The organism is Streptomyces profundus (genome assembly GCF_020740535.1).
GTDB classification, from domain to species: domain Bacteria; phylum Actinomycetota; class Actinomycetes; order Streptomycetales; family Streptomycetaceae; genus Streptomyces; species Streptomyces profundus.
On the sequence record NZ_CP082362.1, the window covers coordinates 5639842 to 5652930 of the forward strand.

Sequence of the window (13089 nt, forward strand, 5' to 3'; positions counted from 1 at the left end):
CCGCCCCCGGCGTGCGTCGGGGTGGACGGCGGGCCGGGGTCAGGCGAGGTCGTTCCCCATGACCGTGGCGAAGCCGTCCGGATCGGTGTCGAAGCCGCGGGAGACCTTGCGGAAGGCCCAGTTCCCGGAGCTGTCCCTGATGAACTCCGCGATGCTGGCGGCCGTGCTGGAGGCGACGGAGGCCAGATCGTCCTCGGCGAGCGAGGTGTGGCCCTCGTGGACCTCGATGATGGGGCGGGCGATGTCGCCGAACGTGCGCCGCCCGTGGCGCTGTTGGATGGCGACGCCGACCACGACGCGGGTGAGGTTGTCGGCGAGCCGGTCGAGCTCCAGGGTCAGGACCTCGTCCGAGCCGAAACCCACGCCCGTCGCGCTGTTCCTGGTGAGGGTGATCGTGCCGTCGGGGGAGCGGCTGTCGAAGTGGACGAGGTAGGCCGGGACGCCGTGGGGAGCCTGCTCCTCGTAGGTCGCGGCGATGAGGTCCAGATCGTGGGGCGGGGCGTCGGCGGGGCTCGGGTCCCAGCGGAGGGTGACCTCGACCGTCTCGATCCCCTTGTTGAATGGGCTCACCAAACATCCCTTCCGTGCGGGTGGAGGAGCCGCGCCATGGTGTGGGACGGAACCCCCCATAAGGCCATTCTCGCCATCTCCGGGGTGCCCTAACCACCGGGCGCCCGGGGCGGATTGGTCCTGGGACACGGCTGTGTCACGGCTGTTGCGCCGGTGGCGCGGACCAGGGGTTCCGAACGGGGAACGGTTTCGGCGTCGTGGGCGGACGGTTGGCGGGGGCGTGATCGTGGAACCCGTGCGCCCCCGGGGCGAGATGGCCTTACGATGGCGCGGTGCTGGTCAAGTGGATTCGTTGTGCCGTGGTTGACCGGGTCGGCTTTGATCGCGGCCAGCGGAAGTGGGCGGGACTGCTCGGCGAGCCCGGATTTCTGGCGCAGGGGGGTGGCTGGAGTCGTTCCCAGCCCGGGGTGGTCCACCTGTTCGGTTTCTGGGAGAGCCGCGCCTTCTACGACTCCTTCATGGCTCGTTCCTACGACCGGCTGGCGGCCTCGCAACAGGGGAGCTACCAGGACCTCCGCGTTCGTCTTTTCGAATACAGATTCGACGTGAAGATGGGGTTCGAGCCACGTTTCTCGGACGCCGACCTGCTGCGCGTGGCCCACACACGGGTGTACGAGGAGCGGACCGAGCACTTCGCTCTGATGCAGGAGAAGGTGTGGAATCCGGCGATGGCCGGCTCCCCCGGGATGTTGCGCGGCGTGTTCGCGGAGGCGGAGGCGGAGCGGGAGTTTCTGGTGCTCTCCATGTGGAAGTCCGCCGCCGAACGGGCCAAGTACCGCACCGAGCGGGTGGAGCGGCTGGCGCTACGCGCCCAGACCGGCGCCGATATCGAGGCCATCACCGGGGACGTGATCGATGTGGAGCCGTCCTGGACGGTGTGAGCCCCCCTCCCGTTCGGGTGCCCGCCTCGGCTCGCTTCCGCGAGGCGAACTACGCTGGAGCCATGGCACAGCCCCGGCGCATCATCCTCATGCGACATGGAGAATCGCAGGGGAACCAGGACGACTCGGTGTACCAGCACATACCGGATCACGCTCTGGACCTGACCGAGAAGGGTCAGCGCCAGGCGCAGGCCGCGGGCGAGCAGTTGCGCGAGACCATCGGGGAGGAGCGGATCTCCGCCTACGTGTCGCCCTATCGACGTACTCATCAGACCTTCCAGGCGTTGGGCCTCGACCCCGTACGGACACGGGCTCGGGAGGAACCCCGGCTGCGCGAGCAGGACTGGGGCAACTGGCAGGACCGCGCGGACGTGAAGCGGCAGAAGCGGGCCAGGGACGCGTACGGCCACTTCTTCTACCGCTTCGCCCAGGGGGAGTCGGGCGCGGATGTCTACGACCGGGTGGGTGCTTTTCTTGAGAGCCTGTGGCGGAGCTTCGACGAGCCCGAGCATCCCCCGAACGTGTTGCTGGTGACCCATGGGCTGACCATGCGGCTGTTCTGCATGCGGTGGCTGCACTGGACCGTCGCCGAGTTCGAGTCGCTCTCCAACCCCGGGAACGGCGAGACCCGGCAGCTGGTCCTCGGCGCGGATGGCCGCTATCACCTCGACCGGCCCTTCGAACGCTGGCACACACCCGAACGCCCCTTCGAGGGCTGGTGCGCGTAAGGTGAACGCCGCCATGGCCTACGAACCGCCCACCCATCGTGTCGAACGCTCCATCCGGGCGACCACCGGAGCCAGATGGGTCGCGGGCATCGACGAGGTGGGACGCGGCGCCTGGGCCGGGCCGGTGACGGTCTGCGCCGCGATCACCGGGCTGCGGCGCCCGCCCGAGGGGCTGACCGACTCCAAGCTGTTGACTCCCCTGCGCAGAACGGCGCTTGCCGGGGTGCTGCGCGACTGGGTGACGCATCACGCGCTGGGCCACGCGAGCCCGCAGGAGATCGACACGCTGGGGATGACCGCGGCGCTTCGGCTGGCCGCGACCCGTGCGCTCGCCGACCTTCCCGAGCGCCCCGACGCGATCATCCTGGACGGCAAGCACGACTACCTCGGGGCGCCCTGGCGGGTGCGCACGGTCATCAAGGGGGACCAGTCCTGTGTCTCCGTGGCGGCTGCCTCTGTCATCGCCAAGGTGCACCGGGACGCGCTGGTCGCCGAACTGGCCGCCGAGCACCCGGCATTCGGGTTCGACACCAACGCGGGCTACCCGTCGCCCATCCACCGTGCGGCGCTGGAGGAGTGGGGGCCCACCCCGCATCACCGACGCTCCTGGACCTATCTGGACGCGCTGCCTCGCTGGCGTCATCTCAAGCTCCCCTCGCACCGTGACTCCCTGGCGGCGGAGTCCCTGGCGGACAGCGGCCAACTCGGCATGTTCTGACGCCGCCGCTCATCCCTGCACCGCCAGGACCAGCGGCAGGACCGACTCGGCGCCGGCGGCTCGCAGGAGCCGGGCGGCGAGCGCCAACGTCCAGCCGGTCTCCGTGAAGTCGTCGACCAGCAGCAGCGGCCCCGGATGGGTCTTGACCGCCTCGGCGAGCTCGGGCCCCAGCTCCAGAGCCCCGTGCAACGCGTGGACCCGGCGGGCGCTGTTGCTGCGGCCCGGGGCGCGATCGTGGTGGGCCTGGTGCACCGCACCGAGCACCGGCATGCGCCCGACCCGGGCGATACCGTCGGCGAGCGATCCCACCAGCCTGGGCCGGCTCCTGGACGCCACCGATACCACCCCCACCGGCCGGGGCGGTGCGCCCTCCTGCCCGGAGGCCCAGCCACCTGGCCCGCGGGCCCAGTCCGAGAGCACCGTGACCACCGCGTCCGCGACATCCTCCGGCAGGGTGCTGTCGGAGGCGTCCTGGCTGAGGAGGGGCCGCAGCCGATCTCCCCAGCCGATGTCGGAGAGGCGGCCCAGGGCACGTCCAGGGGAGGCCTGCTCGCCGACCGGGATGCGGCCCTTGAGCGCGATACCGGCCGCCGGCAGGCCCGTGGGCCACATCCGGCGCGGCTCCACCGGGATCCCGGGGCGACTCAGCTCTCCCGTGGCGGCCTCCAGCGCCGCCGGCGCCACCTGTGCGTCGAAGCCCATGTCCGTGCAGTTGTCGCAGCGCCCGCATGGCGCCGCGCCCTCGTCGTCCAGCTGCCCGCGCAGCAGCTCCATCCGGCAGCCGCCCGTCGCCGCGTACTCGCGCATGGCCTCCTGCTCGGCCTCGCGCTGGCGGGCCACCCAGGCGTAGCGCTCCGCGTCGTAGTGCCAGGGCGTGCCGGTGGCGCGCCACCCGCCGCGCTCCCGACGCACGGCGCCGTCCACGTCGAGCACCTTGAGCATCATCTCCAGCCGGGAACGGCGCAGCTCCACGCGGGCTTCGAGGGCGGGCAGGCTGAGCGGTCGCTCCGCCGCGGCCAGCACGTCCAGGGTGTGGCGCACCTGGTGTTCGGGGGGGAAGGCCAGCGAGCCGAAGTAGCGCCAGATGGCCTCGTCCTCCGGGCCGGGGAGCAGCAGCACCTCCGCGTGTTCCAACCCTCGCCCGGCGCGGCCGACCTGCTGGTAGTAGGCGATGGGGGAGGAGGGCGAGCCCAGATGGATCACGAACCCCAGATCCGGCTTGTCGAAGCCCATGCCGAGGGCGGAGGTGGCGACGAGGGCCTTGACCCGGTTGGCCAGCAGATCGTCCTCGGCCGCCTCGCGATCGGCGTTCTCCGTGCGGCCGGTGTATGCCGTCACGCGGTGCCCGCGTGCCGTGAGATGGGCGGCGACCTCCTCGGCCGCGGCGACGGTGAGCGTGTAGATGATGCCGGAGCCGGGGAACCCGTCCAGATGGTCGTCCAGCCAGGCCAGCCGGTGGGCGGCGTCCGGCAGCCGGAGCACGGAGAGCCGCAGGCTGGCGCGGTCCAGCGGACCGCGCAGCACCAGCGTCTCCGCTCCGGTGTCGCCCGCGCCCAGCTGCTCGGCGACATCGGCGGTGACCCGGGCGTTCGCCGTCGCCGTGGTGGCCAACACGGGAACTCCAACGGGGAGTTCGCTGAGCATCGTGCGCAGCCTCCGGTAGTCGGGCCGGAAGTCGTGCCCCCAGTCGGAGATGCAGTGCGCCTCGTCGACCACCAACAAACCCGCGCTGGCCGCGAGTTGGGGCAGCACTCCATCGCGGAAGTCCGGGTTGTTGAGGCGTTCGGGGCTTACCAGGAGGACATCGACGAGGCCGTCCGCGACCTCCTGGCGGACGGCCTCCCACTCCTCCTGGTTGGCCGAGTTGATCGTGCGGGCGCGGATGCCGGCGCGCTCAGCCGCGGCGATCTGGTTGCGCATGAGGGCGAGGAGCGGCGACACGATGACCGTGGGCCCGGCACCGCCCTGCCGCAGCAGGGCCGTGGCGACGAAGTACACCGCCGACTTGCCCCACCCCGTGCGCTGGACGACGAGCGCCCGACGCCGTTCGGCGACCAGGGCCTCGATGGCCCGCCACTGGTCGGGGCGGAGGCGTGCGGCGCCCGTGTCGTCGCCGACCAGGCGGGAGAGCACCGCGTCCGCGGCGGTGCGCAGCTCCTCGGTCCGTTCGTTCACTGCTTGCGGGGCCGACCCCGTGGTGGCTTCTGACATGGCGCCCATGCAAGCCGATCGAACCCGAGCTTGGCGAACCCGCCCTGTGGATAACCAGTAATTCTTATGACAGACGCGCTGACCTGTGGACAAAACGCGACATGATGTGGCTCGAAGCAGGCACTCTGCCTCCATGACTCAACACAGCGAACCCCTCTCGCAACTCATCGTCACCGACAACCAGGTCACCCTGAGCGGCCCGGCTGATCTGGCGGACGCCCTGCCCTACATCCTGGGCTACCACCCGGACGACTCCATCGTCCTGCTGGGGCTCCACGGCCCGCGCGGCAAGCTGGGTGGCCGTATCAGGACGGCCATCCCCGAGGACGCGGAGAACTGGGCGGAGGCCGCGAAGCAGTTGGCGGCATGCCTGGTGGACAGCAGCTCCGCCCGTGGTGTCCGGCCGGACGCGGCCATCGCCTACCTCTGCCAGGATCCGCCGGAGGGCGGTCGTGTGCGGGACGCCGCGGAGCGGCTCCGCCCGCTCGCCCAGCTGCTGCGGACGGCTTGCGGCGATCTCGACGTGCCGGTCTACGAGGCGCTCTACGTGTCTCAGGAGCGCTACTTCTCGTACTGCGCCACCGACAGCCTGGACGACGCCAGCGAGGGTGGTGCCCTGCCCAGGGGTGGCAGCTCGCCGATGGCCGCGGCGGCGGCCTTCGCCGGCGTCCACGTCCGCGGCTCGCTCAAGGAGATGCGTGAGCGGCTGATCCCGCTGGACGGGCCGGTGGCGATCCAGCAGGAGCGTGCCCTGGACGCCGTGGCCGCGCGTTTGGCGCCCAGGATGGTCGGCCCGGCGGGCGAGCAGGCCAGGGTCAGGGATGACACGGTCGATCTGGCGGAGCGCCTGATGGGCCGCTTCCGTCGGGTGCCGGCTCCCAGGGATCCCGAGCAGTCGGCGGCGGACGCCAGGGACGACGCCCTGCTCACCTCCGACGAGGCGGCCCATCTTGTCCTCGGGCTACAGGATCGCCTTGCCCGCGATCTCACGGCTGGTTGGATGGACGGCCCCGAGGCCCTGGTGGCGCTGCGCCTGTGGCGGGCGCTCGCGCGGCGCTGTGTGGGCTCCTTCGAGTCGCACGCCGCCGCTCCGCTCACCCTGGCCGGCTGGGTGGCCTGGTCGATGGGGGATCCGGTGAGCGCCCGAGTGGCGTGGACCCGCGCTCTGGACCTCGACCCGGAGTACGTCTTCGCGCGGCTGCTCCACCAGGCCTGCAACGACGAGGTCGATCCCGAGCCGCTGCGCAGGAGCCTGCGTCGGCAGTGGACCGCCTACCGGCTCCGGTGAGCTTCGTGGGGCACCTATGATCACGGCATGCCCTACGACCCGTCGGAGTTTCCGCCGTTCGCCGTCACTGTCGACCTGGTCGTTCTCACCGTCCGGCGGCACGCGTTGTGCGCGCTCACGGTTCGACGCGGTGAGGACCCTTATCAGGGCCAGTGGGCACTTCCTGGTGGCTTTGTCCGGGCTGATGAGGATCTGGCGTCCGCCGCCGCACGCGAGCTGGCGGAGGAGACGGGGCTGCGCACCCAGGATGCTGGCAGCTGGCACGCCGGGGCCCATCTGGAACAACTGGCCACCTACGGGGAGCCGGCGCGCGACCCGAGGATGCGGGTGGTCAGCGTGGCTCATCTGGTACTGGCCCCTGACCTGCCGGCTCCCACCCCGGGTGGCGACGCCGGCGGGGCCCAGTGGGAGCCGACCGGCGAGCTGTTGGCGGATATCGACGGGGCGTCGGGAGAGCGGCTGGCCTTCGACCACGCGCGCATCCTCGCCGACGGGGTGGAGCGCGCGCGTTCGAAGATCGAATACTCCTCCCTAGCGGCGGCCTTCTGTCCGCCGGAGTTCACGGTGGGGGAGTTGCGCAGGGTCTACGAGGCGGTCTGGGGCGTCTCGTTGGACCCGCGCAACTTCCACCGCAAGGTGACGGGGACCCCGGGGTTCCTGGTGCCTGTCGGTGGCACCACGACCCGTCAGGGCGGGCGCCCCGCCCAGCTGTTCAGGGCCGGCGGGGCCACGGTGCTCAACCCCCCGATGCTCCGCCCCGACGTCTGACGAACCAGGAGGTCGCGAGGCCGCGGTCGTTCGCCCGTGGTCGAGATCGACAAACCGCGCGAGTCGCCAGGAAAATCCCATATGTCCCGTTATGGTGCAGAGTGCTCGACCAACGGGAGAATCGATGATCCAGGCCATCGGACTCACCACCGCGTCACAGCGTGGCAGGCCGCCCGCCGTTGACGACCTCACCTTCGAAGCCCGCCCGGGTGGCATCACCGCCCTGTTGGGGCCGCCAGGGGCCGGCAAGTCCGCAGCGCTGCGGCTGATGCTCCAACTCTCCCCGGGCCGTGGGGTGGCGCTCTTCCGGGGGCGACCGCTGTCCCGAGTGCCCCATCCGCAGCGGGAGATCGGCACCTTGCTGGGGGACGTCCCGGGCCATCCGCACCGGTCCGCCCGCGGGCAGCTGCGCATGCTCGCCGCGTCCGCCGGCGTGCCGGCGGCCCGCGCCGACGAGGTGCTGGAGGTGGTGGGCCTGAGCGGCCTGGCCGACCAGCGGCTCGGACGGTTCTCCCGGGGGATGGATCGACGGCTTGGCCTCGCCGCCGCGCTGCTCGGCGACCCCCACACCCTGGTGCTGGACGAACCGGACAGCGGGCTCTCCCCTCGTGAACGAGCCTGGCTCCACGGTCTGTTGCGGGGATACGCGGAGCAGGGCGGGGCCGTGCTGCTCGCGACGACCGACGCGATGGAGACCGCCAGGGTCGCTGACCGGGTGGTGAGCATGGAGGCCGGGCGGCTGATCGCCGACCAGCATGTCGAGGACTTCGCCAGGACACGCCTGCGGCCGAGGGTGGCGGTCCGCACGCCGCACGCCGAGCGTCTGGCCGCGGTGCTGCGTCAGCGATTCCGCACGACGGAGCCGGTCGAAGTCGTCCTGGAATCGGGCAACCGGGTCTCGGTCTACGGCGGCGATCCGGCCACCGTGGGCGAGATCGCCCACGAGCACCGCATCGTCGTGCACCAACTCGCCGACGAGATCGGGGATGCCGGGGACCGTTCCCCCACGGGGCCGTTGCTCCGCGCGGACGGCAGGGTGGTGCCGGCGCAGGAGTCCCGCCCGGCAGCGGTGTCCGTCGACAGCGCGGCCACGGCTCCGGCCACGGCCTCGGCCACCCTGGCCAGGTCCGCGCCCGCGGCCGGCGCCGCCGCCTCCGCCGCGCCCCCCGAGGCCGTTACCCGCCCCCTCGCGGTGGCGACCGTCGCCCCCGAGGCCGGGGCCAGGGTCGGTCGACCGGTCGTGCGCCCGGCGCTGCCGCCGCCGCTGCCCGCCCTCTCGCCGGCCGGGCCGAGTTGGCCCCTCCGCTATGAACTCCGGCGGTGGGCGGGCATCTACACCAGCTGGCTCGTCATGGGCGCCGCCCTGCTGGCGGGCCTCCTCATCGCCGTCGTCCTCGCCTCCGCCGGCTCCTGGCCGGCCGAGCGGGTGCTCACCGGCTGGGCCGAGCCGCTGCCGCTGCCACCCGTCGCCATGGCCGCCGGGCTGCTGGGCGCACTGGCCTTCGGCCAGGAGTTCCGCTACCCGGCTCTCGCCCCTGCCTGTGTGCCCGTGCCCCGCCGACTGTCGTTGCTCACCGGCAAGTCGCTGATCTCCGCCGTGGCCGCGCTGCTGCTCTGCGCCGCCGCGATCGCGCTGAACTCCATCTCCCTGACGCTGCTGCTCGGGGTGCGTGGCCCGACCCCTGAGTCCTGGGGCGCCGCCTTCCAGAGCGTCGCCGCGCTCTCCGTCGGCTGCGCCTGGGCCGGGTTGCTGGCGGCCGGCGTCTTCCGTTCGGGCCTGGTGGGCCTCGTGGCCGTCGCCGCGGTTCCGCTTGTGCTCGCCCCCGCCCTGCGGGCGGCGTTGGACAGTCCCTTCGGCCGGGCGCTGGACGGGCTCCCCGAACGCCTCGGGGCGATGACCACCCTCCCGGTCGCCTCGGAGCTCGACCGTTGGCTCTCCGCCTCGGTGCGTCTGGCGTCCCAGCCCATCGGCTGGGCGCTCGCCGTCTCGTTGGCCGTGCTCCTGTGCGGATACGCCGTGATCAGCCTGCGAGGTGGCTCACGGTAGGCGCGCAACAAGAGTTCGAAGTCGGCGCACGGCCGTGCGACTTCTCCCCGGGCCCGAGCGCACGGCGCCGGCTCTCGGCGGCCAGGTTTTGGGCCTTGCGCGAGGGAGTCCATTTCCTTCCGGTTAGACGTCAATTATGCGGGAGTCGCCGATCACCCTTTCGTGTGCTTTTCACCAAAGACCTCAAGGTGCCAACGAGGGCCGCCGACAAAGGAGGCGTGACTACCCTTGCGCACTCCATGATGACCGCCACTCGTTCCGCCAACTCCGGCACCGCCGGCCGGCCGGGCGAGTTCGACCGTTACTCCTACGCCGAGTCCACCGGCTCGGCCCGCACCACCAACGCGCCCGCCTGGGACAGCGGCGACAGCGAGTTGGGCCGCGTCGGCCGTCGCACCGCGGGCAACAGGGGCCGTGGCCTGCACGGCCAACTCGTCCAGCAGCTCGGTCAGATGATCGTCTCGGGCGATCTGGGGGCCGACCGTCCGCTGGTTCCCGAGGAGATCGGGCAGCGCTTCGAGGTCTCCCGCACGGTCGTCCGCGAGTCCCTCCGGGTCCTTGAGGCCAAGGGCCTCGTCAGCGCCCGCCCCAACGTCGGCACCCGGGTGCGCCCCGTCGGCGACTGGAACCTCCTCGACCCCGACATCATCGAGTGGCGTGCCTTCGGCCCCCAGCGCGAGGACCAGCGTCGTGAGCTGTGCGAGCTGCGGCTGACGATCGAGCCCCTCGCCGCCAGGCTGGCCGCCGCCGACACCGGGGACGAGGTCCAGCAGCGGCTCGGCGACATGGTGGACATCATGACCCACACCCTCGCGCAGGGTGACGCGTTGACCTTCGCCCGGGCCGACGCCGAGTTCCACGGGCTGGTGTTGCAGTCGGCCGGCAATCGGATGCTCGAACACCTCTCCGGGATCGTCGCCTCCGCGTTGCAGGTCTCGGGTGGTGCCGCCTCCGGCTGCGAGCACCCCACCGAGGCGTCCGTCGCGCTGCACCAGCGCATCGTGGACGCGATCGGCTCCGGCGAGCCGCCGGCGGCGGAGACGGCGATGCGGCAGCTGCTCACCTTCTCCTCGGACGCTCCCTCCGCGTCGACGACCCCCGGCGCGGACCATGTCGTTCCCGCCCCGCGCGAGCACTGAGTCGACCGGCCGGCACGCCGGCCCACCATGCGTCGCCGGGGCCTCCCAGGGCAGGGCTCCGGCGACGCGTTTGCCATGGCCCGCTACAGTCGAGCGTGCGATGTGACTCGGGACACGTGAAAGCGGCGTAACGCTTCCGGGGCCAGCGCGATGATTCAAGAGGTGGCAGCAGCGGGCGGATCAGCCGTTCGCCGCGGGCCCCGCCACAGCCGTCGGCGCACCCCAGTCGTCGGTCGTGGCCCCGCTACCAGTGAGCGGGCCTAAGCCGTTCCCAGAGTTTCCGAGAGGTTGTTCGTGTCGGCCAGCACTTCCCGTACTCTCCCCGCAGAGATCGCCGAGTCAAATTCTGTGATGGCGCTCATCGAACGGGGAAAGGCTGAGGGGCAGATCGCCGGCGACGATGTGCGCCGGGCCTTCGAGGCTGACCAGATCCCGTCAACCCAGTGGAAGAACGTTCTGCGCAGCCTCAACCAGATCCTCGACGAGGAGGGCGTGACGCTGATGGTGAGTGCCGCCGAGGCGCCCAGGCGCACCCGGAAGAGTGTCGCCGCGAAGACGACGGCCAAGCGCACCGCGACCAAGACGGTCGCGGCCAAGACCGCACCGGCCAAGAAGGCCACCGCGCTGGCGCCCCCAGACGACGCGGGTGCGGCAGACCCGCAGCCGGGTGCCGAGGGTTCGGCCTCGGTGGCCGGAGCCAAGAAGGCACCCGTGAAGAAGGCGGTGGCCAAGAAGGCGCCCGCCAAGAAGTCCGCGGCCAAGAAGGCACCGGCGAAGAAGTCCGCCGCCAAGAAGGCGGCCGACAAGAACGCCGATCCCAAGAAGGAGCTGGTCGACGAGTTCCTTGAGGGCGAGGAGGAGGGCTCGGAGGAGCCCGCCGAGCGGGCGGCGCGCGCCGGCGCACCGGCCGAGGGCGCCGAGGGCAAGCAGGAGAACGAGGGTTTCGTCCTCTCGGACGACGACGAGGACGACGCTCCCGCGCAGCAGGTGGCGGCGGCCGGCGCCACGGCCGACCCGGTCAAGGACTACCTCAAGCAGATCGGCAAGGTTCCCCTCCTCAACGCCGAGCAGGAGGTGGAGCTGGCCAAGCGGATCGAGGCCGGTCTCTTCGCCGAGGACAAGCTGGCCAGCGCCGACAAGATCGCCCCCAAGCTCAAGCACGAGCTGGAGATCATCTCCGAGGACGGGCGGCGGGCCAAGAACCACCTGCTGGAGGCCAACCTCAGGCTGGTGGTCTCGCTCGCGAAGCGCTACACCGGCCGGGGGATGCTCTTCCTCGACCTGATCCAGGAGGGCAACCTGGGTCTGATCCGCGCGGTGGAGAAGTTCGACTACACCAAGGGCTACAAGTTCTCCACGTATGCCACCTGGTGGATCCGGCAGGCGATCACCCGTGCCATGGCCGACCAGGCGCGCACCATCCGCATCCCGGTGCACATGGTCGAGGTGATCAACAAGCTCGCCCGGGTGCAGCGTCAGATGCTTCAGGACCTCGGGCGCGAGCCCACGCCTGAGGAGCTCGCCAAGGAACTGGACATGACCCCCGAGAAGGTGGTCGAGGTCCAGAAGTACGGCCGGGAGCCGATCTCTCTCCACACCCCGCTGGGTGAGGACGGGGACAGCGAGTTCGGTGATCTGATCGAGGACTCCGAGGCCGTCGTGCCGGCCGACGCGGTCAGCTTCACGCTGCTGCAGGAGCAGCTGCACTCGGTCCTCGACACGCTCAGTGAGCGCGAGGCCGGCGTGGTGTCCATGCGGTTCGGTCTGACCGACGGGCAGCCCAAGACGCTGGACGAGATCGGGAAGGTCTACGGCGTGACGCGGGAGCGCATCCGGCAGATCGAGTCCAAGACCATGTCGAAGCTGCGGCACCCCTCAAGGTCCCAGGTGCTCCGGGACTACCTCGACTGATCTGCCTGACCCTGACTGACTCCGCCTGACGCGCCGCGCGGCGCCCTCGCTCATGGCCCGGTCGGTGCCCCCTCGGGGGTGCCGACCGGGTTCGCGTGTTTCCAGGGGCGGCCGGCCGGCCCGGCGGGCAGCGGGAGGGGGCGCTGGGCGGCGCTGAGCGCCCGCGGCGGCGGGGGAGTGGTCCGAGGCCGTGGGAAGATCGTTTCAGGCCGGGAGAGCGACGTCAGGCGCTCCCGGGGCGCTGGGCCGCAGACGGAAACGGGCGGTCGCCCTCGGTGGCTTGAGGGGGACCGCCCGTCGTCCGGCGTCAACCGGACCGAGCCCGTCGGATGGGGATACTGCGAGACGTCAGGTCAACGCTCGTTCTCCTGTGCGCTTGCGGGAGTCGCGGTGAGCTTCTCCGTCTCGTCCTGTATCTCAGCGGCGATCTTCTTGAGTTCTGGCTGGAACTTGCGGCCGTGGTGGGCGCAGAAGAGCAGCTCTCCGCCGCTGATGAGGACCACGCGGAGGTATGCCTGGGCGCCGCAACGATCGCAGCGGTCCCCAGCGGTCAGCGGGGTCGCGGGAGTCAGAACAGTAGTCACGTCGCCTCTTCTCTAGCTCGACGAGCTGTCGTACCAGGGACAACATCCAACCAGGCCGAGAACGTTCCCGCTCGCGGCTTCTCATCGGAAAAACATCCAACGAGTTGACCGGACATAGCCCGGTGGCGGCGAATGAGCCGTATTGCGGTGTTGCTTGCTAGGTATACGCGTTTTCTCGTGGTTTTGTTCCCGGCTACCTCGGTGTACCCGGAAGTCTGCTTTCGTTCAGGAGGACGTGCCCGGA

General features: G+C 71.1%; 11 protein-coding genes. 8 read left to right on the forward strand and 3 right to left on the reverse strand.

Annotated elements, in window-relative coordinates:
• Window positions 1-39: 39 nt before the first annotated feature.
• Window positions 40-570 carry a TerD family protein gene (locus tag K4G22_RS24850; protein WP_228082562.1) on the reverse strand — a complete coding sequence of 177 codons (531 nt, stop codon included), beginning with the start codon at window positions 568-570 and terminating at the stop codon, window positions 40-42.
• A gap of 272 nt (window positions 571-842) precedes the next feature.
• Between K4G22_RS24850 and K4G22_RS24855 the strand changes: the two genes are divergently transcribed.
• From K4G22_RS24855 to K4G22_RS24865, 3 genes are all read left to right on the forward strand, one after another.
• Window positions 843-1451, forward strand: a complete 609-nt coding sequence (locus K4G22_RS24855; protein ID WP_228082563.1) for a YdbC family protein — start codon at window positions 843-845, stop codon at window positions 1449-1451.
• A 62-nt stretch (window positions 1452-1513) separates the two neighbouring features.
• On the forward strand, window positions 1514-2179 hold the full coding sequence (locus K4G22_RS24860; RefSeq protein ID WP_228082564.1) for a histidine phosphatase family protein: 666 nt from the start codon (window positions 1514-1516) through the stop codon (window positions 2177-2179).
• A gap of 13 nt (window positions 2180-2192) precedes the next feature.
• Entirely contained in the window at window positions 2193-2897 is a 705-nt protein-coding gene (locus K4G22_RS24865; protein WP_228082565.1) for a ribonuclease HII, read from the forward strand.
• A gap of 9 nt (window positions 2898-2906) precedes the next feature.
• Here the strand turns inward: K4G22_RS24865 and K4G22_RS24870 are convergent, their stop codons facing one another.
• A complete protein-coding gene (locus K4G22_RS24870; protein WP_228082566.1) occupies window positions 2907-5108 on the reverse strand; it encodes a RecQ family ATP-dependent DNA helicase in 2202 nt (733 codons plus the stop codon).
• 133 nt (window positions 5109-5241) lie between these two features.
• On the opposite strand from K4G22_RS24870, the gene K4G22_RS24875 reads away from it, so the two are divergent.
• The 5 genes from K4G22_RS24875 to K4G22_RS24895 all read left to right on the forward strand — a co-directional run bounded on the left by K4G22_RS24875 (window position 5242) and on the right by K4G22_RS24895 (window position 12261).
• Window positions 5242-6396: a DUF4192 domain-containing protein gene (locus K4G22_RS24875; protein ID WP_228082567.1), complete on the forward strand. Its 1155-nt coding sequence runs from the start codon at window positions 5242-5244 to the stop codon at window positions 6394-6396.
• Between the two features lie 27 nt (window positions 6397-6423).
• A complete protein-coding gene (locus tag K4G22_RS24880) occupies window positions 6424-7164 on the forward strand; it encodes an NUDIX hydrolase (RefSeq protein WP_228082568.1) in 741 nt (246 codons plus the stop codon).
• 124 nt (window positions 7165-7288) lie between these two features.
• Window positions 7289-9211, forward strand: coding sequence for an ABC transporter ATP-binding protein (locus K4G22_RS24885; RefSeq protein ID WP_228082569.1), 1923 nt, complete (start codon window positions 7289-7291; stop codon window positions 9209-9211).
• A gap of 164 nt (window positions 9212-9375) precedes the next feature.
• A complete protein-coding gene (locus K4G22_RS24890) occupies window positions 9376-10350 on the forward strand; it encodes a FadR/GntR family transcriptional regulator (protein ID WP_322785133.1) in 975 nt (324 codons plus the stop codon).
• 294 nt (window positions 10351-10644) lie between these two features.
• Window positions 10645-12261 carry an RNA polymerase sigma factor gene (locus K4G22_RS24895; RefSeq protein WP_265590252.1) on the forward strand — a complete coding sequence of 539 codons (1617 nt, stop codon included), beginning with the start codon at window positions 10645-10647 and terminating at the stop codon, window positions 12259-12261.
• Window positions 12262-12614: 353 nt separating this feature from the next.
• Here the strand turns inward: K4G22_RS24895 and K4G22_RS24900 are convergent, their stop codons facing one another.
• On the reverse strand, window positions 12615-12845 hold the full coding sequence (locus tag K4G22_RS24900) for a DUF7455 domain-containing protein (protein ID WP_062214325.1): 231 nt from the start codon (window positions 12843-12845) through the stop codon (window positions 12615-12617).
• Window positions 12846-13089: the final 244 nt, after the last annotated feature.

Excerpts from the sequence above, each read along its gene's own strand:
- K4G22_RS24885 (WP_228082569.1), top strand. The coding sequence starts at position 7,289 with ATGATCCAGGCCATCGGACTCACCACCGCGTCACAGCGTGGCAGGCCG.
- K4G22_RS24870 (WP_228082566.1), bottom strand. The coding sequence starts at position 5,108 with ATGTCAGAAGCCACCACGGGGTCGGCCCCGCAAGCAGTGAACGAACGG.
- K4G22_RS24880 (WP_228082568.1), top strand. The coding sequence starts at position 6,424 with ATGCCCTACGACCCGTCGGAGTTTCCGCCGTTCGCCGTCACTGTCGAC.
- K4G22_RS24875 (WP_228082567.1), top strand. The coding sequence starts at position 5,242 with ATGACTCAACACAGCGAACCCCTCTCGCAACTCATCGTCACCGACAAC.
- K4G22_RS24865 (WP_228082565.1), top strand. The coding sequence starts at position 2,193 with ATGGCCTACGAACCGCCCACCCATCGTGTCGAACGCTCCATCCGGGCG.
- K4G22_RS24860 (WP_228082564.1), top strand. The coding sequence starts at position 1,514 with ATGGCACAGCCCCGGCGCATCATCCTCATGCGACATGGAGAATCGCAG.